The sequence below is a fragment of the Microcoleus sp. B4-D4 genome, assembly GCF_036705185.1.
In the GTDB taxonomy this organism is placed as follows: Bacteria; Cyanobacteriota; Cyanobacteriia; order Cyanobacteriales; family Microcoleaceae; genus Microcoleus.
Map to the genome: position 1 here is coordinate 303705 of NZ_JAUBTX010000001.1, position 25924 is coordinate 329628.

Genomic DNA, 25924 nt, shown 5'->3' on the forward strand with positions numbered 1-25924 from the left:
GCCTTAACCCTCTAACAAACCCTCCATTCTCTCCTTTACTCAAACCTCACGATCGACAAAATATTGATGTTATTTTGAAGTGAGATTAAGCAATATTCAAAATCAAATCATGTCTGGCGATCGCCCGAGTCATCTCAAAAGGCGATCGTACTTATATAAAAAAATCAAAACAAGGAATTGGCAATGTTAGAAACTGAGGGCGATCGGGAAGCACAGCGACGCATTGAACGGGCACGGCGACAGATAGCAATAACACTTGATCTTAGCAACCTGCAATTGAGCGGACTGGCAGAGGTGATCGCCTCCCTCACCCATTTGCAAAGGCTTAACCTCAGCAACAACCAACTGAGGGAACTGCCAGAGGCACTCGCATCCCTCACCCAGTTGCAAGTGCTTTACCTCCAAAACAACCAACTGAGGGAACTACCAGAGGCGCTCGCCTCTCTCACCCAGTTGCAAGTGCTTTACCTCCAAAACAACCAACTGACGGAACTGCCAGAGGCGCTCGCATCCTTCACCCAGTTGGTAAGGCTTGACCTCAGCAACAACCAACTGACAGAACTGCCAGAGGCACTCGCATCCCTCACCCAGTTGCGACTACTTAACCTCCACAACAACCAACTGAGGGAACTGCCAGAGGCGCTCGCATCCCTCACCCATTTGCAAGAGCTTAACCTCAGCAACAACCAACTAAGGGAACTGCCAGAGGCGCTCGCATCCCTCACCCAGTGGCAAGAGCTTAACCTCAGCAACAACCAACTGAGGGAACTGCCAGAGGCGCTCGCATCCCTCACCCAGTTGCAAGGGATTTACCTCAGCAACAATCCTCTGAATCCTGACCTCGCTGCTGCCTATGAGCAAGGCACTGGAGCCGTCTTGCAATACCTGCGGGCAAAGGCAGAAGCAGAAATCACGCTGAATGAAGCCAAGCTGATTTTGATTGGTGAAGGTGAGGTGGGCAAGAGTTGTCTGTTGGGGGCATTGCGGGACGATGAATGGCTAGAAAGTCGTCCCACCACTCACGGAATTGAAATTAAGCCAGTTATTGTCACCCATCCCGACAGTGGCACAGAGATATCACTCAATGGTTGGGATTTTGGCGGTCAACCGGTTTATCGATCGACGCACCAGTTGTTTTTCAGTGCACCAGCCGTGTATCTGGTGGTGTGGAAGCCGCGGGAAGGCCCCCAGCAGGGCTTTGTCAAAGAGTGGATTACCCTGATCAAGCATCGCGCACCGGATGCCAAGGTGCTAGTTGTCGCAACCCACGGCGGCCCCGGACAGCGACAACCGGACATTGACAGACAGGAAATTCAGGATCGATTCGGCAGCGATACGGTGCTTGACTTCTTCCATGTAGACAGCAAACCTGACCTTCTGAACTCCTGCACCGGGCTGGCAGAATTAAAACAAAAGATTGCTAGTGTCGCCGCATCTCTTCCCGAAATGGGACGTTCCGTTCCCGCCAAGTGGCAGCGAGTGCGGGAAATCTTGCAGACAAACGACAAAGCCTATCTGCCCTACAATGATGTCCTTGCCATCTGCGATCGACACGGAATCGATAAGGAACAAGCAGAACTTTTCCTTCGCATTTCCCATAGGTTGGGGTATTTGATCCATTACGATTACGATCCCACACTGCGCGATATCGTCATCCTCAAACCCGACTGGCTAGCAAAGGCAATCAGCTTCGTACTCGATGATGAAACAACCCGCCGCCGCAATGGTTTAGTAGATTTTGAGCATCTGGGCGAATTATGGAGTAATCCCCCGTTTCCAGGCGAGGACGGCTACAAGAAAGAACTACATCCCATCTTTCTCAAGCTGATGGAACGCTTCGATTTGTCCTACCAGGTGGTGCTCGACCCAGCTAAACCCAGCAATACCAGCTTGATTGCTCAACTTGTACGCGATACACGCCCGGAATTGCCCAATTGGGGAGAGCAACCGGAAGCCGGAGACAGACAACAAGTGCAAATCTGCCGGATTGTGGACGAGCGAGGACAACTTGCAGTAGCAGAAGGATTGTTTTATCAGTTGATTGTGCGCTTGCACAAATACTCACTGGGGCGCTGCAATTACGAAAAAAGTATCCATTGGCAACGGGGTTTGATGCTTGACAACGACTACAACGGTCGGGCCTTGCTGGAATATGTTAACACTGATGTAAAAATTACCGTGCGGGCAGCTTATCCAGAACGGTTCTTGTCTTATCTCACGGAAGAGATTAAATGGCTAGTCGAGAATTTCTGGGAAGGATTGCGATGTAATGTGATGGTTCCCTGTATTTCGCCTTGCGGTATGAATGCGCCGGGAAACGGGCTATTTGAGGTTGAGAAACTAATTGAGAGCAAAAAGAAGAATCGTCATGAGTATCCCTGTCCCATTTCAGGCTGTGGTGAATGGCAAAACATCGATCGTCTGCTGAATAACGCGCCGACTGCTCAACCCCCATCGCCAGAAATCGGCATTCAGCAATTGCAAAATATTGTCAAAGAGGAGCTAAAAATCATCCGCAAAGATTTAGTGATTGTCGATCGTCGAGGTCAAGAACGTTTTGAGTCATTGTCTCAAGATCAGCGTAAGATTCTCAGCCAAATCGATGAGGAATTTGCGTCACTGATGCAAATGCTCAGCGATGAAGCGAAAGATGGCCCGCGCCTGTTCAGTTTCAAGCCTGTCGATCCAAGCTTTTTCGATCGCCCCAAATGGATAAGTACAAAATTGCAAATTACCCTCTGGTGCGAACACTCTCGTCAACCGCTTCCCGCCTTAAATCCTCACGACAAAAAGAAGGGAGTGTATGAATTGGAAGTATCGCGCGAATGGTTTACCAAAGCAGCCCCCTATCTCAAAATTTTGACCGGAACCCTGAGTCTAGTCTTACCTGTCGCAGCCTCGGCAACCAAGCTAATGCTAGATGAAGCCACCTACAAAGGCATTGAAGAGGAACTAGATTTAGGACAAAAAAGCATTGAATCTACCTTGAAAGGAAGCGATTTAACTACTAATTTGTCTAGTGAAAGTAATTTCCTCGATCGGCAACAAGGCGAATCAGCAATCATGGCGAAAGGCTCAATTTTGCGAGAATTACACGCGCTGCTCAAAGCCAAAGATCCTGGTTTTGGTGGCTTGGTTCGAGTGCAGAACAGACGGCGCGAATTTCTATGGGTTCACGAGCAATTTGTAGATGAGTATTAAGATTTTTATATTGACACCATTATTACGATCCTGTGATAATTTCAACAAAAACTCCCTCGTTCCCCGGCTCTGCCTGGGAACGCAGATCCAGAGGCTCCGCCTCGCCCCAACCCACCAACAAACCCCAGCATTTCCCTCGTTCCCAGGCTCTGCCTGGTAACGCAGATCCAGAGGCTCCGCCTCGCCCCAACCCTCAAACAAACCCCAGCATTTCCCTCGTTCCCCGGCTCTGCCTGGGAACGCATATCCAGAGGCTCCGCCTCGCCCCAACCCTCAAACAAACCCCAGCATTTCCCTAGTTCCCAGGCTCTGCCTGGTAACACATATCCAGAGGCTCCGCCTCGCCCAAACCCACTCACAAATCCTCGATCGACACAATGGGAAGAAGCAGATACAAAGTAATATCTTCCGACAACCAACCGCACTTTGTCACCTGTACAATTATCAACTGGATTCCCGTATTTTGTCAAGCAGAAATAGCACAAATAGTCTTAGATTCCTTAATTTTTATGCAACGGGAGAAGCGTTTAGCCTTACACGGTTACGTCCTGATGGAAAATCACTTGCACTTAATCGTAACTTCTTCTGAATTGTCCACGCAAATGAGAAATTTTAAATCATTTACAGCTCGCTCTATAATTGACTTGCTTGAAAAAAATCAAGTTACCAACATCCTCGATCAACTCGCATTCTATAAAAAGCTACACAAAAAAGACCAAAAATATCAGCTATGGCAAGAAGGGTTCCACCCGCAAGCTATTTTGGATGAGGCAATGCTGTTGCAAAAATTGGAGTATATCCACAATAATCCTGTTAGGCGCGGCTATGTTGACGATCCGGCTTGTTGGAGATATTCTAGTTATCGAAATTATATGGGTCAGGATGGATTATTGTCGGTTGATTTGATTGATTTTTGAGTCGGATGATTTGTTTCAAGGAGCGAGGCAGAGCCTCTGGATATGCGTTACCAGGCAGAGCCTGGGAACGAGGAGGAACGAAGAGGAACGAAGAGGAACGAAGAGGAACGAAAAGGAACGAAAAGGAACGAAAAGGAACGAGGAGGAACGAAGAGGAACGAGGAGGAACGAGGAGGAACGAGGAGGAACGAGGAAATACAATGCGAGGAGCTCTTTCATGCACCTCGCATTCCCAAGATTGCTGATTTTATTCTGCTTAGTCTCAAGCCGACGCGCATCTTTCTAGATGAAACTGCTAGACGCAAGCACAGTCAAAAACCGGGTTTTTTTACAAAAATCCACAGCTTATAGTCGCAAAATAAAATAAAAAACCCGGTTTTTTTTGCCTCAAAGCGACTTACTTTGTCGCAAAAAACACCTTACCTTTGAAGTCACCTAAAAAACGCGAGTAAAGTTCAAAAATCAAGCAAAAACAACAGTGCGATTGCCATAAACCAAAACACGATTTTGTAAATGATATCGCACCGCCCTTGCCAAAACAACTCTTTCTAAATCTTTACCTTTGCGAACTAAATCCGACACTGCATCGCGATGACTCACGCGCACAACATCTTGCTCAATAATTGGGCCAGCATCTAGATCCGGCGTAACATAATGAGCTGTTGCACCAATGATTTTTACCCCTCTTTCATAAGCCCTTTCATAGGGATTTGCCCCTATAAATGCTGGCAAAAATGAATGGTGAATATTAATCACGTTTGGAAATTTTATCATAAAATCTTGACTTAAAATTTGCATATACTTCGCCAAAACCACTAAATCTATGTTATAAGTTTTAAGAACTTCCAACTGTCGTGCTTCTTGAATAGCTTTATTTTCTTTAGTGATGGGAATATACTCAAAATCTATACCATATTGTGCAGCAATAGGTTTTAATTTTTCATGATTACTGATGATCAGCGGAATTTCACCCCAGATTTCTTGAGAGCGCTGCCGCCAAATCAAGTCTAACAAACAATGATCTTGACGACTTACCCAGATCGCAATCCGTCTAACTTTTGAAGAGAAATGTAATTGCCAATTTGCTTGTAAATCCTTGGCAAGTTCACTAAAAGCTGGTGTAATTTCTTCGGTTTTTAAATCGAAATCGTCTAATTGCCATTCCAGACGACTTAAAAACAATCCTGCGGTAAAATCAGTATGGTGATCCGCATGAATAATATTGCCATTATGGGAAGCAATAAAATTAGCAAGTAAGGCCACAAGTCCTTTGCGATCGGGACAGGAAATTAAAAGGGTTGCAGTAGCGCTAGTCATGGTAGAATTACAAAAATTTTAAGTTTTTAATCTCACTTGATTGTATCAGGATCAGCGTGATAAGCTGTTGTGGCATTTAAACTGTAGATCGAAAAACGATCGAACAATGAGTGGGGTGTCTCGCCCGCCCTGAATACCTCGTTCCCAGGCTCTGCCTGGTAACGCATATCCCGAGGCTCCGCCTCGTCTTAACCCTTTACCTAGTTTTACCTAGTTTTACCTCGTTCCCAGGCTCTGCCTGGTAACGCATATCCAGAGGCTCCGCCTCGTCTTAACCATCTAAAAAACCCTCGATCGCCATAATGGGAAGAAGTAGATACAAAGTAATATATTCCGAGAACCAACCGCACTTTGTCACCTGTACAATTATCAACTGGATTCCTGTATTCATTCAGCCAGAAATAGTACAAATAGTCTTAGATTCCTTAAGTTTTATGCAACGGGAGAAGCGCTTAGCTTTACACGGTTACGTACTGATGGAAAATCATTTGCATTTAATCGTAACTTCTTCAGAACTGTCAACGCAAATGAGGAATTTTAAATCATTTACTGCTCGCTCCATAATTGACTTGCTTGAAAAAAATAAAACTACCAACATCCTGGATCAACTCGAATTCTATAAAAAACTACACAAAAAAAACCAAAAATACCAGCTATGGCAAGAAGGGTTTCACCCACAAGCTATTTTGAACGAAGAAATGCTGTTGCAAAAATTGGAGTACATTTACAATAATCCTGTCAGGCGCAGCTATGTGGAAGCTCCAGCTTGTTGGAGATATTCTAGTTATCGCAATTATCTCGATCGCGATGGATTGTTGGTAGTTGATTTGATTGATTTTTGAGTCGGATGATTTATTTATTTGAAGGAGCGAGGCAGAGCCTCTGGATCTGCGTTACCAGGCAGAGCCTGGGAACAAGGGACGAGGGAAGGAGCGAGGCGGAGCCTCTGGATATGCGTTACCAGGCAGAGCCTGGGAACGAGGGAATTTTTGAGTCCGCGCAGGCGGACTTTGTTTGTTTAGCCCCGAATTCTATTCGGCGGGTTCTATTCCGTAGGTTCCTAACTTCCCGATAAAATCTCTTCGAGTGCTAATTTAAGCGTCGGATACTGATATTGAAAACCGCTAGCTAAAGTTTGTTTTGGTAAAACTTTCTGCCCTTCCAAAACAACTTTAGCACCGTCTCCCAATAGCAATTCTAAAGCAAAACTTGGCACGGGCAACCAAGAAGGCCGATTTAAAACTTCCCCTAAAGTTTGACACAATTCATTCATCCGCACCGGATTCGGTGCTGTGGCATTCAAAACACCTTCAACTTGCGGATTTTGCAAGGTGTACAAAATTAAATCAACCACATCCTCGCGATGAACCCAAGAAAACCACTGTTTTCCTGTGCCAATTGGGCCGCCAGCAAATAGTTTAAAAGGTGGCAGCATTTTTGCCAGCGCACCTCCCATTCCCAAAACTATCCCCAGCCGCAAAATTGCTAGCCTTGTACCGGCATTTTTTGCAGGTTGGGCGGCTGCTTCCCAGTCTTTGCAAACTGCTGCTAAAAAATCGTTTCCCGCGAGGCTCGTTTCGTCAAACTCAGCGGTTTCGCTGGTTCCGTAATAGCCGATCGCCGATGCGCTAACAAACACCGATGGTTTAGGATTAGCATTGACGATCGCCTCTACCAATTTTTCCGTCGTCAGTTTGCGACTGTCCAAAATCGCCTGCTGGCGCGCCGGAGTCCACTTTTCCTCCGCAATGGGCACCCCAGCTAAATTGACAACAGCGTCGCAGCCCGCGATCGAGTTTTGCCAATCACCAGACTCCGCAGGAGTGTAGGCGACAACTTCCAAATTCGGATAAGCTGAAGGCGGAAAAACTCGCCCAGCCTTCGCCGCATCCCTGCTCAAAACCACCACTTGATGTCCGGCGGCTTGCAGTTTCTCCACCAGCCGGCTACCTACAAATCCCGTTGCTCCCGCGATCGCTACTTTCATCTTTCTTCCCGCACTTGATATCAACAGCAGTTTACACGATCGTCCAAACTTGTTTTGAATTATACAAAAATCAAGAGCAGCCTCGATCGCCTCCACACCAGCCAACTAGATTTTCATTAAACTGATAAAGGACGCGAGAATCAAAAACAATGCCTGCAAAAAAACCAAAGCTTCTAATTGCTGCCGCCACCGTCGCAGCAGGTAGCGTCGCGGTCTACTTTTACTTCCAGGGTTTGAGCCAACAAATATCAAACCCTCAAGAAAGTGCCAAAGTTGTACCCGACGAAGCAACGATGGCCGCCTTCATCTCCCCCAATCCCCAAGCGCTGGCTCAGTTGCAGCAATTTGGTACTCCGGGCGCTCAAAAGTTGGTCGGTCAGGGTTTGAAGGCCTTTCAAGAACAAAGCTTGGCAGGCACTCAAATCGACTTTGACAGGGACTTAAAGCCGTGGTTGGGGGGGGTGATGGTGGCTTTGCTGCCGCCTGATGCTGCTGCCAAAACCGAGGCTCCTGAACTGCTGGTTGTAGTCAGCGTGAAAAATAAAATTAGCGCTTGGAATTTTGCGAATAAATTAAAATCTCAGCAAGGTGCAACAATTCAAGAAACTGAGTATAAAGGAGTTAAAATTTCGGAAATAGCAGAGCCAACCGGCAAGCGCTACAGTGTGGCTTTGCTGAACGACCAATTAGTGATGGCTCCTTTGAGAAAGCCTGTGGAATTGGCGATCGACACTTTTAAAGGAGCACCTTCCCTCGCTACCCAGCAGAGTACAACTAAGTTTTTTTCCGAGAGTGCTGGGGTAAAGAATCCGATCGCAACTATTTACATTGCTGATTATTCAGCCTCCATGCAGCAGTTGAAAGCTAATTTTTCCGATGATTGGCAACCGCTTTTGACCGTGATGCAGCAGTTCAAACAAGTCAAGTCTTTGGTTGCGGGAATAGGGGCGGACAGTTCGGGATTGAGGGTAAAAACCATCGCTCAGCTAGACCCTAAATTACCTGAGAAAAATTCGCCAACCTCGTCGAAATTGTTGTCGAGATTTCCCGGCGAAACTATTGCTTTAGTCGGCGGTAAGGGACTGGATAAAATTTGGTCGCAGGCGACGGCAGAGGCAAAAGATAGCCCGGAAGTCGATCGGGGTATTCAGCAGGTTCGCGATAGTTTTAAGCGGTTGGATTTGGATGCGGATCGCGATGTTTTTGGGTGGATGAATGGGGAATTTGCGATCGGGGCGATCGGTTCGGATCGAGGTATTTTGTCTCAGTTGGGGATGGGGGCGGCGATGATTTTTGAAACTAGCGATCGCCCCGCAGCAGAAGCCACCCTCGAAAAACTCGATGCGATCGCCAAAAGCAATCCTACAGTCAGCGTCGCCCCCAGACAAATTCAGGGAAAAGAAGTTACAGAGTGGAAAATACCGCAGCAAGGCACTTTATTCGGCCACGGTTGGCTGAATGAAAATTCTATGTTTGTCGCTTTCGGCGGCCCTTTAATTGATGTCATCACGACAGCGCCACCGCAACCGCTAAGCAGCAGTCCGAGTTTTCAGGCGATCGCCACTTCTTTACCGCAAGCCAACCAAGGTTACTTTTACATAGATATGGAAAAAGCCATGTCTTGGGCCAACCGTTATTTACTCGCAGTACAGCCCAATTTAGTTTCGCCACCAGTGGCTGATTTGCTCAATTCTCTCCGAGGAGTTAGCGTAGCGACAACTTCGACAGAACCGACAACTGCTAAGCTTGAAATGCTGTTTGCCTTAAAATCTCACAATTAGGCGATCGGGAATTGGGAATTGGGAATCGGGAATTGGTAATTGGCGATCGGTAATTGGTAATTTTTCTATCCATTAAATCCATTACAAAATCCGTTGCCCAACTTATTTCGATCCGTTACATCCCGTACACAACTTCTTCCCTCTTCCTTCTTCCTGATGACTAATGACTGATGACTGATGACGGCAGGAGGGCGGGCACGCACCATCCACCGCCCCTACTGACTAATAACCAATAACCAATAACCAATAACCAATAACCAATAACCAATAACCAATAACTAATAACCAATAACCAATAACCAATAACTAATAACCAATAACCAATAACCAATAACCAATAACCAATAACTAATAACTTCTCAAAAAAAAGTTGCTGCCTCTCCAGGGAGGGCAGCTACTCAAATAAAGCATTTTAATGTCTCTCAAAACTTATAGATTAACCTTCAGACATTCCCGACTTATTCGGCAATTGCAAGTCATCAGGATCTACATAGTGACAAACTGCTTTGTCCATGCAAATCAAGGCCCAGCCGGATTTATCGATGCTCATCAATTTGTAAGAAGCTGGCTGAATAAAGAAACCTTTGTGGTTGCGGGTAGCTGGTTTGATGTTAACGTGGCTGTCGTTGCTCATATCGTTACAACTCCTAGTTATTTATGGTAGTCAAGTCTAAAAACCGTTGAGCGGGTTTGTCGATCGTCTAAGTCTTCAAATACTAGCACTGACTTTCTGAGTTTTCCATAAAGTTATTTATTGATTTATTACGAAATCGTAATAAATTCCCAACCTTATTTCCTTGATCCCCGCTCACAACTCGGCTTTTATCCGCAGTCACGGCTCTAAAAGCCACTGCTTGACACGGGCGAGACTCTTCCAGTCCGGTTTTCTGCTTAATCCGTCTTCAAAATTTTTTTTAACTTCGTCCAGCAACTCTTCGGAAGCCATCAGAAGTTGCTGAGCGACTTCTACGTGGGGACGCACTCCTTTTTCTTTGAGGTCGAGGATCGCGACTGCCAGGTTGATGCGAGCTTGGGGGTCGTGAGGGTTCAGTTTAACGGCTGTTTTGGCGGCCTTTTGAGCAGATGTGGGTTTATTTTCCAAGAGGTACAGCCACGAGAGGCTAGCCCAGGCGTTGCCATTTTTGGGAGCTTTTTCGCACACTTCTTTGAACACGGGGATCAGATTGGCAGGGGCTTCGCCAGCTTGGTAGCGATCGAAACCTTCTTTAAACAATTCTTCTGGAGTCATGCGATTTGAGATTGAGAATATGAGATTGGGAATGTTGGATCGATCGAACAGGGCATGGCACAATTAATAACTTTCGGTGCCACGCCCTATTTTAAGTTTAGGTAGAAAAAGAACTACCGCAGCCGCAAGTCTGAGTAGCGTTGGGGTTGGTAAACTTAAACCCGCCCCCGATCATGGCATCGCTGAAGTCTAGCACCAAGCCGTAGAGATAAAGAATGCTTTTGCGATCGCACACTACCTGAAAACCATCGTAGTCAAACACCTCATCGTCGGATTTCACAGTGCTCGGGTCTGCGAAGTCCATCACGTAAGACATACCAGAACAGCCGCCCTGGCGCACCCCTACCCGCAAGCAGAGGTCTGTACCTTGTTTTTCTCGAAGAGCTAAAACTTGACGGACAGCAGAGTCCGTCATTTGAATCCCTCGCTTTTGTGAAATGGCTTGAGTCATAATTTGCCGAACTCCTGAGACTGTCTAATGCTAAGAGTTTAATCTTATCCCTCTATTGTACAGGGAATTAGTCAGTAGTCGGTTGGCAGTTGGCAGTTGGCTGTTGGCGGTTGGCAGTTGACGGTTGGCAGTTGACGGTTGACGGTTGACGGTTGACGGTTGACGGTTGACGGTTGACAGGAAAGCTATTGACTGATGACGGTTGACGGTTGACGGTTGACGGTTGACGGTTGACGGTTGACGGTTGACGGTTGACGGTTGACGGTTGACAGGAAAGCTATTGACTGATGACTGATGACTAATGACTAATGACTGATGACTAATGACTACTGCCAACTGCCAACTGCTTGATGTCCTCTCCCCCCATAGGGTTTATGATTGAGAAGCAGCGGTTGACCGGCTACCGGCACCGCAACAATGCTTCACCCAACGGGCTTACTCTATGGCAGCGCTGAATCGCTCTACTCTTCGTCGGTTACAAAACTTACCTCAAATTCCCAGCGTGTGGGAGGGCGACCGCCGACCCTTATCTAATGCTGACTCGCACATGATGCTAGAGGACGACAACGATCCCGAAGCTGGTGGCGAGTGCATTCTCTGGGTGGACGGCTCTGAAGGCGTCGTGAGGGCTATGGACGTGGTAGGGCCAGATGCCGGCCCAGAGGCGATCGTCCGGGCTCTGCTGCGAGCAATGGAACATCCCCAAAGTCCAGCTCCCGCAGTCCGCCCCCAAAAAATAGTAGTCAAAAACCGAGAAATTCAATTTTACCTGCGCGGCGTACTTCAAGATTTGGCAATTTCCATTGACTACGTACCGGAATTGCCCCTAATTGACGAAATCTTTCGGGGAATGGAAGAGGTCGCTGTGAATCGACCTCCCGAATTACCCCCTCAGTACGCCGAAGTTCTCATGGAAAAAGCCGCTCAAATTTGGCATGATGCTCCGTGGCGGACTTTGAGAGAACACCAAATTATATCTATTGAAATCAATCAGTGGGATGTTGCCAGCCTCTACGTGTCTGTATTGGGACAAGGCAGAATGGATTACGGAGTTTTGCTGTACCGTTCTCTAGAATCCTTGAAGCGGTTTCGAGAGCGAGTCGTCAACGATGAATCTTTTGAAGATTTAGAACAGGCTTTTTTAGGACAGGACTGTTTGTTTCTCACCTTTGAAAGTGCAGCCGATTTTGATGAAGATGATGAAGACGACGAAATTGATTTAGCCGATTTGCCTCCATCGGAAATTGAACCGAACTTTGGTAATTTGCATCCTTTAGAAGGATTGCGATCGATTCTTTACGAAGAAGAAGCTCTGACGATGTTAGTTGCTCTCGAAGCATTTCATCGCTTTTTCCGCAACAGTCGCCGGAAATTGGGAGCAGATACATTTCCCACTCTCAGCAGCCGCTACCGCATCCCCGTTCCGCAGCCTGATGGAGAAATTCAGCAGATATCCGTTAAAGTTTCGACAATGCCCGAGGTATCTGTCGAATTATTAGAGATGCTCGACGATGACGATGATGATGAGGATGATGAATTTGAAATGCCACTGTTGCGGGACGATTTGGTGCCGCCAAATTCATTCTTGAGTCTCGGTGTCGTACCTTGGCAAACGGTAGAGTTTCTGCGAGGAAATGCCCAGTTTCACCAAAGTGCAGAAGTTGATATTAATGCCGACGGAGACGGTTTGCCTGTGGTGATGATCCAAACTTCCAATCCGAAGGCAAAAACTATGATTCAGGATTTGAAAGAAGCTGGAGGGGTCAAGGCAATTTGTTTTAATCCGGGCGAAGATACTTTTCAAGACGAGCAGTACGATTTGGGTATTTTGCAAGCTCAAAATGGAGAACTCTATTTATTTGGGGAGTTTAATGAAAACGACCCGGTGCATCAGGAAGCTCGCAAAAAATGGGAGCGCCGCTGTCAGTTAACGAACGGTTGGTGCGGTTTGGTGATTGCTAAAGGCTTGATGGGTGCTTCTCGCGGTCAGCCTCAATTTAAGGATATGATCGCTTTATTTGAGGTGCGCTGGGTATCTGCTAAAGACCTGGGAATTGGCCCGCTTGAGTTGATGCCGATGTTTTGAAGGAAGAGGTGATATTTGATGGTTGATGGTTGATAGGAAAAGTTGATATAGCCTTTCGAGCGAAAGATGAGGTACTGTCGGCAATAGGGCATAGGCCAAACCGGGCATAGGGCATACCTCACTTTTTTGAGAAAGGTTATATCAGGAATAAGGAAGAGGAAAATGTAAAAATCATGTATGGTGCGCTAGGCGCACCATAGTTGTTTAATTCTTAGATTTATTTCTCAAAACTAGAAAATTGTTGTAGTCAAATACTATAAATTTAGGAATTAGAATTTAATAATTTAAGTGATTGCTCGTTACTAAACCCTTCCTGGTAATTGTTATGGGGCGATGAAGAGCCTCCTTCGATCTTGCAATTTACGGGAGAGAGGACTGTAGGAGTTGCTGAAGTTATTAAGTTTTCGATCCTTAGTTGTTTTGACCGCGAGGAGATGAGAGGTCTATTAAATGAACTTAAAAAAAAACAACCAAGAAATGCAGCGATTAGTAGGTGTAAATTATGAGCATCTAGAATAATTAATAGAACTCTGTACCCAACTATATCAAACAATTTTCCCCGCAGAGCCAGACATCCCCGCAATCCGCAACGCCCCGGAATTCAAGGGATTAATTCTGCAGCTCAAAAACCTGGAGCAAAAACCGCACATTGCCTTAATTACCGATACACCGCTGGAATTGCCGCTAACAAATTTGGCGGTGGATGGAGAGGATTTGTTGCAGGCGGTGCAGGATGGGATTGGGGGGATTGGTGCGTGATTTTGGGGGTTTCGGCACTCCGAAAGTTCGGTAGGGGTTGAAATCTCTGGCGGATTTTCGGGTTGTGCAATGCCTAAGTGCGATCGAGCAAAAACAGATACGAACAAATCCTTTAACCTACAATATTAATTCACCAAAGCCATCACGCCCGCCTCCCCCAAGACTCCCAAACCATGTCCAAGCCAAAAAAGACCACCACCAAAACCTACACCGAAATCAACCTCAGCGACCCGCAATACTACTTCAACCGAGAACAAAGCTGGCTGGAATTCAACAACCGCGTGCTCCACGAAGCCCTAGACCCCCGCACGCCCCTCCTAGAAAGACTCAAATTTCTCGCTATTTTTAGCTCAAATCTAGACGAATACTTTATGGTGCGCGTGGCGGCACTCAAGCAGCAAGTAGAAGCAAAAGTCAGCAAATTGACCTCCGACGGCAGCAAGCCCCAAGAACAGCTAGATGGCATTCACAAGCGCCTGTTGCCGATGGTTACTCAGCAACACGCCTATTTTGACCAAACTCTGCGGCCGAAATTAGTAGCAAACGGCATCCACATTCTCGACTACATCGACCTCAATCAAGAACAGCGCAATTACTTGCACCGCTACTTCACAGAACAAGTATTTCCCGTACTTACACCCCTAGCAGTTGACCCCAGCCACCCATTCCCCTTCCTTTCCAATCTCAGCCTCAATTTAGCAGTTGTTGTCAGAGACCCGAACACCCACGAGGAATTGTTTGCCCGCGTCAAAGTACCGCAGGTTTTGCCCCGATTTTTGCAGCTACCGGGGGATTTGCAGTGGCAGCAAAAAGGCAAGTCTCCTGTGTGGACGGGGGTACCTCTAGAACAGGTAATCGCGCACAATTTAGAGGCTTTGTTTCCGGGGATGGACATTCAGGAATATCACCCGTTCCGCATTACTCGCAATGCTGATTTGACTGTGGAGGAAGATGAGGCGGAGGATTTGCTGCTGGCTATAGAACAGGAACTCCGCAAGCGTCGGTTTACAGGTTCTGCGGTGCGCCTGGAAATTCAAGCGGTTATGCCGCCTGCTGTGCGAGATATGTTGAAGGATGAGTTGGATCTCGGGGAGCAGGATGTTTACGTCGTAGAGGGGCTGCTAGGCCTCAAGGATTTGATGTCTTTTGTCGGGCTGCCGGTGCCGGAACTGAAAGACCCCCCGTGGACTCCGGTGGTGCCGCCGCGCTTGCGGAATTCGCAATCGCCAGTTTTAGGCAAATCGATGTTGAATGTTGAGGATGGTGAGGATATTTTCACGACTATCCGCCAGGGAGATGTGATGCTGCACCATCCTTATCACTCGTTTGCGGCGACGGTGCAGCGGTTTATTACTGAGGCGGCGCACGATCGCTCCGTGTTAGCCATTAAAATGACTTTATACCGCACTTCTGGTGATTCGCCGATCGTCAGCGCCTTAATTGAAGCAGCGGAAAACGGCAAGCAGGTAGCCGTTTTAGTCGAGCTTAAAGCCCGGTTTGACGAAGAAAATAATATTAATTGGGCTCGCAAGTTAGAACAAGCTGGAGTGCACGTTGTTTACGGTTTGGTTGGACTAAAAACCCACACCAAGATTGTGATGGTAGTGCGCCGCGAGGACGGATTTATTCGCCGCTACGTCCACATCGGCACGGGAAATTACAACCCGAAAACGGCTGGACTGTATACTGATGTGGGTTTGTTGAGTTGTCGCGAAGATTTGGGTGCGGATTTGACGGACTTGTTTAATTATTTAACCGGTTATTCGCGGCAGATATCTTATCGAAAATTGTTGGTTGCGCCGGTCAATATGCGCGATCGATTTTTAGCATTAATCCGCCGCGAGGCAGAATTCTGTCGGTCGAATGGTGATAGCGGCATGGGTAGCTGCGGCCGGATTGTTGCTAAAATGAATGCTTTAGTTGACCCTCAAATCATTGTTGCTTTGTACGAAGCTTCGCAAGCGGGAGTTAAAATTGATTTGATTGTGCGGGGGATTTGCTGTTTGCGTCCGGGCGTTGAGGGTGTTAGCGAAAATATCAAGGTTATCAGTATTATCGGCCGCTTTTTAGAGCATTCGCGGATGTTTTATTTTTTCAACGGTGGCGACGAAGAGGTGTATATTGGTTCTGCTGACTGGATGCAGCGCAATCTTACAAGACGGGTTGAGGCGATCGTCCAAGTGGAAGATCCGACTATAGTGATGGAGTTACAAGAAATTTTGGGTGTGATGTTGGCGGATAACCGTCAAGCCTGGGATTTGCAGCCTGGGGGACACTATTCTCAGCGGCGGCCGCCTGCTAATAACCCGGAGGTTAGTTCCCAACAGATTTTGATGGATATGGCGATGAATTAGTGGTTAGTGGTTAGTGGTTAGTGGTTAGTTGTTAGTGGTTAGTTGTTGATTGTTAGTTGTTGATTGTTAGTTGTTGATTGTTAGTTGTTAGTGGTTAGTTGTTGATTGTTAGTTGTTAGTTGTTAGTAAAATTTGCAGTTAGCAGTTGTCTGTTCTTGTTACCTAAGCTATTGTGCATTTAATTTTCAATGTCATGGCGGGTTCTGGGGGCCACAAAATTTTTACTAACATAACTATAAAAATTAAATGCGCTGCCGCTTAGCTAACAACTAATGACTAATTACTGATGACTGTTGACTGTTGACTGTTGACTGTTGACTAACAACTAACAACTAACAACTAACAACTAACAACTAACAACTAATGACTAACAACTAACAACTAACAACTAATGACTAATGACTAATGACTAATGACTATTGACTATTGACTGCTTAACTGTTAAAAGTACGCTTAAATTCTTCTAACAAATCGTCAATTTCCTCGATCGCCTGACTGACATCGATTCTCAGAGCTCCCAAGTCCGATCGGTCTAACAGCCGCACGAGAGATTCCCGCTTGATTTCGATTTCTGCTACGCGCTCTTTAATTGTCTGTGCATCCATTGTTTTTCGCCTTTGCTACTATTAACAAAAATATTTGACATTCCCCCTGCGAACAGACGAGAATTTTTAATTCGCCGACATGGATTTCTGAGTTCGTCCTTCACTGTTTTTTATATTGTAAGTGACGAACGCGATCGGGGTTTTTGAATCTGTGTTATATTTTGATTGTACCTCAAAAAATTAGCTAAACTTCAACGCAGAAAAGGCGGACGCTTAGAATCTGCGGGTTTGTTTTTCATCACTTCAGTTAAAAATCGCTTCAGAGCTTTCTCGCGATTTTTCATAAAAGCCGACCAAAATCCCGGTTGATATTCGTCCATCGTCTTGGCTAGGGCCCAGACATCGATCGCTAAGATATTATAAAGCCTTTCATCTTCGCGTTTGAGCGAGTTAATCTGCTCTAGAACCGACTTGTTTGTTACCGCAGTTTTTCTGTCTTCGTCTTTGATCATGTCCGAAAATTGGTTGAAAGGGCAAGATGGTCGATCGCGAGTTCAAATCTCTATACTTTAATGATACTGCCGATCTCGATTGCCTTCTGGAACCCGCGCCACACAATTTACACGGATATTTACCAGTCGCAAGGCCGCTGGGGAAAGCGGGATAAGTTTTGGCGGCGAGAGACAAGATTGTGCGCGCACAGCCCTCCCGCCCTTATTGACGCTAGCAGTTTTCGCAGGTGTTTTGGCAAAAAAACTAAATTTTTTCCATACTTTTTGCCCGATAATAATTAAAGTATCTTGTTTCTGTCGGACTACTTACCTCACGAATATGTTACGTAAAACTTCTTTAGCAAGCCTAGCCTTAGTTGTGGGCGGTATCCTAGCAGTAGTCGGGTTCTATGCCTACTTCACCGACAAACCTACCTTAAATCTAGCCGGCTTTTTTTATGGAATTCCGCTGTTGTTGGGAGGATTGGCGCTGAAAGCAGCCGAACTCGAACCAGCCGAGTTCACCGAACCCACCTCTCCCGAAGTTCTCCTTCTGCGAGAAAGTCAAGCCACGGAGACTCAAAACCAAGTCCGCAAAGATATCACCCGATTTCGCTACGGCCAACCCGCGCACTTAGATGATGCTCTGGAGCGCTTGGGGCTGGCCCCGACAGACGAGGAACGGCCTGTCCTCCAAGGGTTGCGGGAAGTAGATGTGGATGGTGCTTACGGGTTAATTCTAGAGTTTTATTCGCCGCTGATACCGATCGAAGTTTGGGAAGAAAAGCAAGAAAAAATAGCTAAATTCTTTGGCCCGGGTTTGGATGCACAAGTCACTCAAAAGCCTGATGGGAAAGTTGAGTTGGCTTTAATTACCAGTCCTAAAGCTTAATGTGGTTTTAAGTTTTGAGTGCGATAATTTTCAATTTGGAAAAAAGCATTTTTTTTTATTACTCGTTACCAGGCAGAGCCTGGTAATGCAGGTGCGGAGGCTCTGCTTCTCTTTACCTCGCAACTTGTGGAGAGAGAAAAGCGTAGTAGATGCTTAAGTTATTAACTTTTCGTTCCTTAGTTCGATAATTTTCAATTCACCGATTATATTATGTCCGGTCGATCGATCGCAATCAAAACGGTTCGATCGTTCGGACGTTAGTTATAGGGAAAAAAAGACTAAAATCCGAAGGCTCAAACCAATACCATCGTTAAAGCTGACATGATATTAATTATTAATCCTGCATCGCTTCCAATGCTGATTTTAGCGACAGCTTGAAACCTGTCGCTATTAGCAAAAGCTCGATCGCCCGTTGAGATTTTGCCCAAATCTTATTTTATCAGCAAATGGGGTTGAAAACCCCGTCCTTTGAGGACGGCTTTTTTCCATTTTTAAGTAAAATAACAAATCCATCTTAACAAATAAATATGGTAGAATAGATAAATCAGACAAGATGTAAAAACCTACCTCCGGACTGGGGGAAAGTCTACGCCCAAAACATTTTTGAGGAGATATGACTACGCAGCTACGCTGCAAACGTAGTCAGCGAAAGGAACCCACACTTGCATGGGATATTAAGACCCAAATGTCTTAAGAATCCTCGTGCCTTTAGGCCGAGGAGTGTCAAGTAATTATAATATTCCTTGAGGAGCGATCGACCATCTTAAATCAGGAGCAGCACAAATGGTTCCGTCCCAGACCCGGATAGGTATTATCGGCGCAGGAACATCAGGATCGTATCTGGCAATTCTGCTGATTCAACAAGGGTTTCAGGTTGATTTGTTTGAAAAAGCACCCCATCCGCGCACCGATGGCTGCGGTATCCTGATCGTACAACCAGGTATGCAAGCACTGCATCAAGGAAACCCGAAAATTACCCAAAAAATTATCGACTCAGGCGATGCTGTCAAAGTATTCGAGTTTCGCAACCTGCGCGGCGGTGTCATAAGTTCCGATCCCGTCACCTACGAAGAAAACGAACTCCCCGGAATGCTGGTACACCGCAAAGCTATATTAGAAGCAATCCTCGACGAATTACCCCCAGAATGCCTTCATTTTAATGCAGAATTAGCATCGATCGCCCAAACCGAGCACAGCGCGATCGCCCACTTTAAAGACGGCACTAAATGGGAAGGCGATTTGTTAATTGGTGCCGATGGAATCCTCTCAAAAGTTCGTCAATCTATAGTTCCAGATGTAGAACTATTCTATTTAGGCGATATCGTCTGGCGAGGAATAGTCGAAGATAATAGCTTCTGTCCAGAAGGCAACTTTTTTGTTTATGTACGCGGTAGGGGAATTTATGCCAACTTCTTTCACATTGGTGGAGGGCGCACTCATTGGGGTTTCTTTATCGAAAAAGAACGCACCGACTCCGAAATCGGGAAACTGCAACCTAATAATACTATCATTCCTCCCCAAGAACTAGCAAAACTCCCAGACGATGCCAGAAAACTGATTGAATCAACCCCTTTAGAAAACATTGTCTGTCGTTTTTCCTACGACATTGACCCCCTACCAAAAATCTATGATGGTCGTGTTATCTTAATAGGAGATGCGGCCCACGCGAAAAGTTCCACACGCGCTAGAGGTATGACTTCTGGTTGGGAAGATGGTTTGTATTTAACCAAACATCTCGCAGAGAGTGCGAATATTCCCGAAGCGCTAGAAAAATTCCAAACCGAAAGACTTCCAATAGTCCACGAATATCAACGTACTAGCCGTGAAATGAGTCTGAAAATAGGTCGCCGCTAGAAATAGCAAATAGGAGTATCCCGATGTCAGAAAATATATCTAACCCTCCTGATTTAGAAAATGTTCCTGAAATTTTCACACGTCACATTGGCACTTGGCAAGGCGAGTACATTAAAACCGATACTCGCGGACAGTTTTCTCGCAGCTTCTTCGGTAATTTTACCATAACGATTGAAGGAAGTCACTACCGACAAGTTAATAATTACCAATACTCAGACGGTTCTCGCCTCCAGCTTAATTTTCAAGGAGAGTTTGAAAATCGGATTTTGAAACTGTCTTCTAGCAGTTATTCTGATTTTGCGGCAATTGCGTGGGATGCAGGCCAAGAAACCGTTTGCTTTCGAGCCACTAAAACCCAAGATAACGCACTGATAACCTTCGTTGAAACAATGACATTACTCAGCGAAAATCAGCGAGTTCGCAGCACTCAAGCATTTAAAAATGGCATTTTCGATGGAATCTCATTTATTGAAGAAATCCGTTTGTAGCCCCAACAAAAACTGTATCTTTTTCTTTCTCTTCCTTCGCGTTCTAGCGCTGACGCGCGGCTTCGCCTAAAGCGCCTTCGCGGTTCATTTAATCTTACTCCATAAACGCTCGGATTTTAACAAACAGGCTAATTAATATTAGCAAACAAGCTGGAACGAGTAATAAAACGCTCTCCATCCGGCCCTTCCAGGGAAAAATCGCTGCCTCCCGGCCCGGATGCTACATCAATAATTAACTGCGTTTTCTTCCAATGTTCGTATTGCTGCGCTGCGATATAAAAGGGACAGCCGCCGATTTTTCCTAGCAATACATCGCCATCACCGATTATCAATTCGCCATCGGGATAGCACATGGGGGAACTACCGTCGCAGCAGCCCCCGGATTGGTGAAACATCAATTGTCCGTGCTGTGTTTTGAGATAGTCTATTAGTTTTAAGGCGGCTTCTGTTGCGGTGACTTTTTGGATATTTTCCATTTTAGAAGAAGGAAGAAGGAAGAAGGAAGAAGGAAGAAGGAAGAAGGAAGAAGAAATTATTTATCTTAGGATTTGTACACTGCGGCCAAGAAACCGGGTTTTTTACTTTATCTGCAGACTGCGGCGAAGGATTTTCGCAAAAAACCCGGTTTCTGGATACTCGTGCGTCCAAGACTATCTTGCTTAGAAGAAGCCTAAAGCTTTGGGGCTGTAGCTGACTAATAAGTTCTTGGTTTGTTGGTAATGATCCAACATCATTTTGTGATTTTCGCGGCCGATTCCAGATGATTTGTAGCCGCCGAAGGCTGCGTGGGCGGGATACAAATGATAGCAGTTTGTCCACACGCGGCCTGCTTGAACGGCTCGGCCCATGCGGTAGGCGGTGTTGATGTCGCGAGTCCAAACTCCTGCACCTAAGCCGTAGAGGGTATCGTTGGCAATTTCTAAGGCTTCGGTTTCGTCTTTGAATGTGGTAACAGCTAATACTGGGCCGAAGATTTCTTCTTGGAAAATTCGCATTTTGTTATTTCCTTTGAAGACTGTTGGCTGGAAGTAATAGCCTTCTTGCAAGTCGCCGGATAGGATGTTTCTTTCGCCACCAATTAGACATTCTGCGCCTTCGGCGTGTCCGATTTTGACGTATTCGGCGATTTTTTCCATCTGGTTGATGGAGACTTGCGCGCCTAGGGCGGTTGTCGGATCTAGGGGGTTGTTTTGTTTGATTTGGCGGATGCGATCGATCGCCCTTTCCATAAATCGATCGTAGATTGACTCCTGAATTAACGCCCGCGAAGGACAGGTGCAAACTTCGCCTTGGTTGAAAGCAAACATCACAAATCCTTCGACTGCTTTGTCGAGGAATTCGTCGTCTTGGGCGCAGACATCTTCAAAGAAAATGTTGGGGGATTTGCCACCTAATTCTAGTGTTACCGGGATGACGTTTTGGGAGGCGTACTGCGCGATCAGCCGGCCCGTAGTTGTTTCGCCGGTGAAGGCTACTTTGGCAATGCGGGGGCTGGTGGCGAGGGTTTTGCCGATTTCGGCACCTGGCCCGTTGACGACGTTGATTACGCCGTCTGGTACTAAGTCCGCGATGATTTCCATCAGTACCAAGATTGAGGCGGGGGTGGGCCCGGCTGGTTTGAGGACTACGCAGTTACCGGCGGCGAGGGCTGGGGCGAGTTTCCAGGCGGCCATTAGGATGGGGAAGTTCCAGGGGATGATTTGTCCGATGACGCCTAGGGGTTCGTGGAAGTGGTAGGCGACTGTTGTGCCGTCGAGTTCGCCGATCGACCCTTCTTGGGCTCGGATGCAGCTTGCAAAGTAGCGGAAATGGTCGATCGCCAGCGGGATGTCTGCTAGTCTGGTTTCGCGAATTGGTTTACCGTTGTCCCAGGTTTCGGCGATGGCGAGGCGATCGAGGTTTTCTTCCATGCGATCGGCTATTTTGTGCAACACCCGCGCCCTGTCTGCTGGGCTCGTCTTACCCCACTTGTCTTTCGCGCTGTGGGCGGCATCCAGTGCCAATTCTACATCCTCGGCGCTCGATCGGGGGATTTGACAAATTGATTTTCCCGTAATTGGAGAAAGGTTTTCTGAGTATTTCCCTTTCACCGGCGCTACCCACTTGCCGCCGATAAAGTTGTCGTAACGAGCTTGAAAAATCGACTGATTGCCGGATTGAACAGGTGCTGCTACTACCATTTTATTACCTGATTTAAACTTATTTTCGCGAAGGTTTGAAATCTCTTAAATATCAACTATCGTCTATTTTTTATAACTTCGCTCATTTACTATACAAAATTTTACATTATGAAAGTATTTAAGATTAAAGTATTTTCTGGATTTCCCAGTCTAACCCATCACCTGTGGGACTTAGTAGGGACTAAAGTCCGCACTACGAACCTTATTAATTGCGATCGACCAACCGGAGATGATTATACTCGCGAACGAGACAGCTTTGAAAGCATAATTTCCCAGTTACCCAATTTGAGACAGCAACTATTAATTAAGTGTGTCTGAGCGGAATCTCTATCGTAAATTTAGTACCTTTGCCAGGTTCAAAAACATACTTCAACTCTCCTTTATGCTGCTCTACAATTATCCGATAGCTGGCAGCAAGTTCCAATATGCTGCTGTCTTCTATAGGTTTTGTTATCAAAAATGAATCAGAAATTTGCGCGGCAATATTTGGGCTAGTTGCCATGTCGTTATCAGCAATTTCAATAGCAATCCGCTGAGTATCTATCACCTTAGTGCCAATCACAATCATCGGCTTAAAGTTGACCAATTCCGACTCGTCCAGCTCTTGACTAGACTCTTCTAAAGTATCGATCGTGTAATTGATAATATTCAGAAAAGCTTGATTGAGCTGACCTGCGTAACACTCAATTTGCGGCAGATTTCCGTATTGCTTTATCACCTTGATATCCCGCCTCCCCTCGCGGGCCGGTAAGCGGTGCTGCAACAATAACAGAGTGTTTTCTAAACCGTCGGAAATATCGAATAACTGCCAGCCAGAGCGATCGCTGCGGGAAAAATCCTGTACCGATAAGATAATTTGCCGGATGCGATCGCTCCCGGTTCGCATGGAACTCACAATTTTTAATAAATCGTCGAGTACAAATTCTACATCCATATCTTGCTGTTTTTGCAGAATCTCCGAGTCGGGATTGACTAGGTATTTTTGATACAATCGCAGCAGTTCTATTAAATCGGTAGCGTAAGTTTGGACGTGAGTGAGATTGCTGTAAATAAAAGTAATGGGGTTGTTAATATCGTGGGCGATACCAGATACCAATTCCCCTAAACTAGACATTTTTTCATTTTGCAGCATTCGATCGCCCGACAGTTGCAATTTTTGCTGAGTGCAATCCAACTCCAGCCTCAAATCCCGCGCTCGCTTCCCCGCGCGTACCCGCCCCAACAATTCCTGCTTAACTATCGGTTTAAACAGGAAATCGTCAATCAGCCCCTCCAATTCTTGAACTTCTGCAAATTGCTGTGGTGTTGTCAGCAGCACAAAATAAGTAGCCGCCAATTCTCGCTCGGCTTTCACCAACCGGCACATCTCCAACCAGTTGATTTGAGGCGAATTCCCGTCGCAAACGATCGCATCCGGGGAGAATTCCCTCGCCAAATCTAAACCATCCTTACCGTCGAGGGCGACTCTCACTTGATGTCCCTCCCTCTCCAGTAACTCTTGCACGACTTCAAAAGTCGCAGCATCCGCGATCGTCAAAATCTTTGCCATAACACCATCTCCACAACTTATTCTTTAGGATACAGCCACTAGAATTGCCCAGAGTTTCATCACATTGGATTGTTAGCTTACGCTTCTTTTGTTAAATTCACTTATACTAGGTTTTTAGCATCTCCTAATTTTTGATTAACATAATATTGTCACCACAGTTACAAACTCCAGCCCAGAGTTACAATCACCGCCAGCCCACTTTTATATTATAATAACAGCGGAATTTTACTGCAAAATTTCAAACGAAAAAATCAACTTTCAACCAAGCATTTGAGACTGGCAAGACGGGAGCATCTCCTGCATTGCAATCAGCGATTACAATACGCGAGCGAGGACGCTCGCACTATTATAGATCAATACAAAACACCGGATGCTCTCGGCCAAACTTTCTCTAGGCAGGGCCAATTAATTCTTACTAAACCCGCCAGGGAATAAATTTCCTGTCTGCAAGCGAAAGTCGTCAGTCGCCGACTAAAATACTGATTTATAGTCAGCCGCCGACGACTTGGGAGCATCTCATTTTTGTAAAAAGCATTTTTTTATTATAGTGCGAGCATCCCGATCGCAAGTATATCCTCGCGAGCGGGGACAGCACTATAATTAAATGCAAAACACCAGATGCTCCCGACGACTTTCACTATAAGATTTTGGTTCAGTAAAACCCTGGCTGGCTATAGCTTTAAGGAGAATGAATTAACCCGGTTTTTCTGCCTGCCATGCAGCGCACCTTACACCAGTATGACACCGAAAAATATCTTTCTGGAATCATTTAAAATTGCAGCAACAATTAGCAGTCGGCAATTAGATATTACTTCGACAATTCGACGTTTAGTTCGTTCACTACACGGCGTTTCAGCGGGAGGGATTTTTCTCGGGGCAGCAAATCAAATACTTTCCGAAAGGCATCGTCTACTTGTTCAAACGGTATTTGTCCTTTCTCGTTAAAAACTACTTTTCCAGATTGGTCTAGGATGACGGTTTGAGGTACAAAACCTTCGTAATAATGACCGGGTTCGGTGAGTTCTGGTGACGGTTGCGGAGGCAAAGAGTCAACGCTTATCGGCATAAAATCTGCCTCGCGACCGTAAAATTCTTGGAGTTGAGAAACGACGATCGCGTATTGCTTGCTGTCGCTGCTGTCGTCTGTGTAAAACACTAACAATGCCGGTTTGTTGCGTTTGAAAGAATCTGTAAGCTTGACTTTAGGAGGAACTAGGGAACCGTTGCCGGCGTAGAGGGCATAGATAGTGCCGTCGAAGCGATCGTCCGTGAGACTTGCGAAGGCTGGCGGTGTGCCGGCGAACAGTATCAAGTTAAAGGCGATCGCCACTGTTAAAATACTGGCTGACAAGATTCGCCGCAGCAAGCGGATGCCAGAATCAGCATTAACAGTTAATTTTTTGGATGCAGAAAATATCATAGGTTGTTGGCAGTTGCTGTAAGCTGGCTTCATCAAAAACAAAAACTTTTTTAAGTTTATCAGCAAATGTATGCAAATGCTCCTGATTAGGTTAAAGTAGTTTGGAATAGACTATGATAATTTGCTTGTTGTTGCGATCGACCGCCAGGATCTCAATTAATGCAAAAAGTATGTTGTTATAGTACCCTCCCCTCGATGGAGGATTATATATTCTCCTTCGGGCGGGACAAAACTACCAACTCAAAACTGAGATGCTACTCTACAGACAAGCCGATTCAACTGACAGAATATCGCTATTTTGGCTTTTCAGCCTAGGGCTGGAAGTTCCCGCACCACAATAAAAATTATTTTTTGTGGGCTAGACTTCTAGCTTCTAAAAATAGTGAAAAATGTAAGATTCAAC

General features: G+C 46.0%; 23 protein-coding genes. 10 read left to right on the forward strand and 13 right to left on the reverse strand.

Annotated features, from left to right (window positions below):
- Nucleotides 1-183 precede the first annotated feature (183 nt).
- The gene (locus tag QUB13_RS01220) at nucleotides 184-3201 is read left to right on the forward strand and encodes a COR domain-containing protein (RefSeq protein WP_333377999.1); all 3018 of its coding nucleotides are present in this window, start codon (nucleotides 184-186) and stop codon (nucleotides 3199-3201) included.
- A 377-nt stretch (nucleotides 3202-3578) separates the two neighbouring features.
- Nucleotides 3579-4118: an REP-associated tyrosine transposase gene (locus QUB13_RS01225; protein ID WP_333378002.1), complete on the forward strand. Its 540-nt coding sequence runs from the start codon at nucleotides 3579-3581 to the stop codon at nucleotides 4116-4118.
- Nucleotides 4119-4580: 462 nt separating this feature from the next.
- Here the strand turns inward: QUB13_RS01225 and purU are convergent, their stop codons facing one another.
- Nucleotides 4581-5435, reverse strand: a complete 855-nt coding sequence (gene purU / locus QUB13_RS01230) for a formyltetrahydrofolate deformylase (protein ID WP_333378005.1) — start codon at nucleotides 5433-5435, stop codon at nucleotides 4581-4583.
- Nucleotides 5436-5737: 302 nt separating this feature from the next.
- On the opposite strand from purU, the gene QUB13_RS01235 reads away from it, so the two are divergent.
- Nucleotides 5738-6277 carry an REP-associated tyrosine transposase gene (locus tag QUB13_RS01235; RefSeq protein ID WP_333378008.1) on the forward strand — a complete coding sequence of 180 codons (540 nt, stop codon included), beginning with the start codon at nucleotides 5738-5740 and terminating at the stop codon, nucleotides 6275-6277.
- Between the two features lie 218 nt (nucleotides 6278-6495).
- On the opposite strand, the gene thyD is transcribed toward QUB13_RS01235, so the two are convergent.
- Nucleotides 6496-7422: a thylakoid membrane protein ThyD gene (thyD, locus tag QUB13_RS01240; RefSeq protein WP_333378238.1), complete on the reverse strand. Its 927-nt coding sequence runs from the start codon at nucleotides 7420-7422 to the stop codon at nucleotides 6496-6498.
- A gap of 149 nt (nucleotides 7423-7571) precedes the next feature.
- Here thyD and QUB13_RS01245 point away from each other — a divergent pair, with 149 nt between their 5' ends.
- Nucleotides 7572-9203: a DUF3352 domain-containing protein gene (locus QUB13_RS01245; RefSeq protein ID WP_333378010.1), complete on the forward strand. Its 1632-nt coding sequence runs from the start codon at nucleotides 7572-7574 to the stop codon at nucleotides 9201-9203.
- Nucleotides 9204-9363: 160 nt separating this feature from the next.
- Here the strand turns inward: QUB13_RS01245 and QUB13_RS01250 are convergent, their stop codons facing one another.
- The 5 genes from QUB13_RS01250 to QUB13_RS01270 form a co-directional block, all read right to left on the reverse strand.
- Complete coding sequence (locus QUB13_RS01250) at nucleotides 9364-9588, reverse strand: hypothetical protein (RefSeq protein WP_442922120.1); 225 nt, start codon at nucleotides 9586-9588, stop codon at nucleotides 9364-9366.
- A 51-nt stretch (nucleotides 9589-9639) separates the two neighbouring features.
- Nucleotides 9640-9837 (reverse strand): hypothetical protein, encoded by a 198-nt coding sequence (locus QUB13_RS01255; RefSeq protein ID WP_172187588.1) that lies wholly within the window; start codon nucleotides 9835-9837, stop codon nucleotides 9640-9642.
- Between the two features lie 198 nt (nucleotides 9838-10035).
- On the reverse strand, nucleotides 10036-10452 hold the full coding sequence (locus QUB13_RS01260; protein WP_194066269.1) for a tetratricopeptide repeat protein: 417 nt from the start codon (nucleotides 10450-10452) through the stop codon (nucleotides 10036-10038).
- 97 nt (nucleotides 10453-10549) lie between these two features.
- Nucleotides 10550-10903, reverse strand: a complete 354-nt coding sequence (locus QUB13_RS01265) for a HesB/IscA family protein (RefSeq protein ID WP_194011029.1) — start codon at nucleotides 10901-10903, stop codon at nucleotides 10550-10552.
- Between the two features lie 30 nt (nucleotides 10904-10933).
- Entirely contained in the window at nucleotides 10934-11239 is a 306-nt protein-coding gene (locus QUB13_RS01270) for a hypothetical protein (protein ID WP_333378013.1), read from the reverse strand.
- Between the two features lie 106 nt (nucleotides 11240-11345).
- On the opposite strand from QUB13_RS01270, the gene QUB13_RS01275 reads away from it, so the two are divergent.
- A complete protein-coding gene (locus tag QUB13_RS01275; protein ID WP_333378016.1) occupies nucleotides 11346-12989 on the forward strand; it encodes a DUF6930 domain-containing protein in 1644 nt (547 codons plus the stop codon).
- Between the two features lie 932 nt (nucleotides 12990-13921).
- Nucleotides 13922-16102, forward strand: coding sequence for a polyphosphate kinase 1 (gene ppk1 / locus QUB13_RS01280; protein ID WP_333378017.1), 2181 nt, complete (start codon nucleotides 13922-13924; stop codon nucleotides 16100-16102).
- 434 nt (nucleotides 16103-16536) lie between these two features.
- On the opposite strand, the gene QUB13_RS01285 is transcribed toward ppk1, so the two are convergent.
- Together QUB13_RS01285 and QUB13_RS01290 are read right to left on the reverse strand one after the other, a co-directional pair.
- Nucleotides 16537-16707 carry a hypothetical protein gene (locus QUB13_RS01285; RefSeq protein WP_194061315.1) on the reverse strand — a complete coding sequence of 57 codons (171 nt, stop codon included), beginning with the start codon at nucleotides 16705-16707 and terminating at the stop codon, nucleotides 16537-16539.
- Between the two features lie 191 nt (nucleotides 16708-16898).
- Nucleotides 16899-17159, reverse strand: a complete 261-nt coding sequence (locus QUB13_RS01290) for a hypothetical protein (RefSeq protein WP_194011035.1) — start codon at nucleotides 17157-17159, stop codon at nucleotides 16899-16901.
- 319 nt (nucleotides 17160-17478) lie between these two features.
- Between QUB13_RS01290 and QUB13_RS01295 the strand changes: the two genes are divergently transcribed.
- The 3 genes from QUB13_RS01295 to QUB13_RS01305 all read left to right on the forward strand — a co-directional run bounded on the left by QUB13_RS01295 (nucleotide 17479) and on the right by QUB13_RS01305 (nucleotide 20372).
- The gene (locus QUB13_RS01295; protein ID WP_333378021.1) at nucleotides 17479-18030 is read left to right on the forward strand and encodes a DUF2854 domain-containing protein; all 552 of its coding nucleotides are present in this window, start codon (nucleotides 17479-17481) and stop codon (nucleotides 18028-18030) included.
- Between the two features lie 783 nt (nucleotides 18031-18813).
- Nucleotides 18814-19884, forward strand: coding sequence for an FAD-dependent monooxygenase (locus QUB13_RS01300; protein ID WP_333378023.1), 1071 nt, complete (start codon nucleotides 18814-18816; stop codon nucleotides 19882-19884).
- A 23-nt stretch (nucleotides 19885-19907) separates the two neighbouring features.
- A complete protein-coding gene (locus QUB13_RS01305) occupies nucleotides 19908-20372 on the forward strand; it encodes a hypothetical protein (RefSeq protein ID WP_333378026.1) in 465 nt (154 codons plus the stop codon).
- Between the two features lie 128 nt (nucleotides 20373-20500).
- Here the strand turns inward: QUB13_RS01305 and QUB13_RS01310 are convergent, their stop codons facing one another.
- Nucleotides 20501-20848 (reverse strand): DUF779 domain-containing protein, encoded by a 348-nt coding sequence (locus QUB13_RS01310; RefSeq protein WP_333378029.1) that lies wholly within the window; start codon nucleotides 20846-20848, stop codon nucleotides 20501-20503.
- A 183-nt stretch (nucleotides 20849-21031) separates the two neighbouring features.
- Entirely contained in the window at nucleotides 21032-22552 is a 1521-nt protein-coding gene (exaC, locus tag QUB13_RS01315; protein ID WP_333378031.1) for an acetaldehyde dehydrogenase ExaC, read from the reverse strand.
- A gap of 108 nt (nucleotides 22553-22660) precedes the next feature.
- Between exaC and QUB13_RS01320 the strand changes: the two genes are divergently transcribed.
- Nucleotides 22661-22870 (forward strand): hypothetical protein, encoded by a 210-nt coding sequence (locus QUB13_RS01320; RefSeq protein WP_333378034.1) that lies wholly within the window; start codon nucleotides 22661-22663, stop codon nucleotides 22868-22870.
- Here QUB13_RS01320 and QUB13_RS01325 read toward each other — a convergent pair.
- On the reverse strand, nucleotides 22857-24101 hold the full coding sequence (locus QUB13_RS01325) for a hybrid sensor histidine kinase/response regulator (protein ID WP_333378036.1): 1245 nt from the start codon (nucleotides 24099-24101) through the stop codon (nucleotides 22857-22859). The genes QUB13_RS01320 and QUB13_RS01325 overlap by 14 nt on opposite strands.
- 808 nt (nucleotides 24102-24909) lie before the next feature.
- A complete protein-coding gene (locus QUB13_RS01330) occupies nucleotides 24910-25521 on the reverse strand; it encodes a thylakoid membrane photosystem I accumulation factor (RefSeq protein WP_333116901.1) in 612 nt (203 codons plus the stop codon).
- Between the last annotated feature and the right edge of the window lie 403 nt (nucleotides 25522-25924).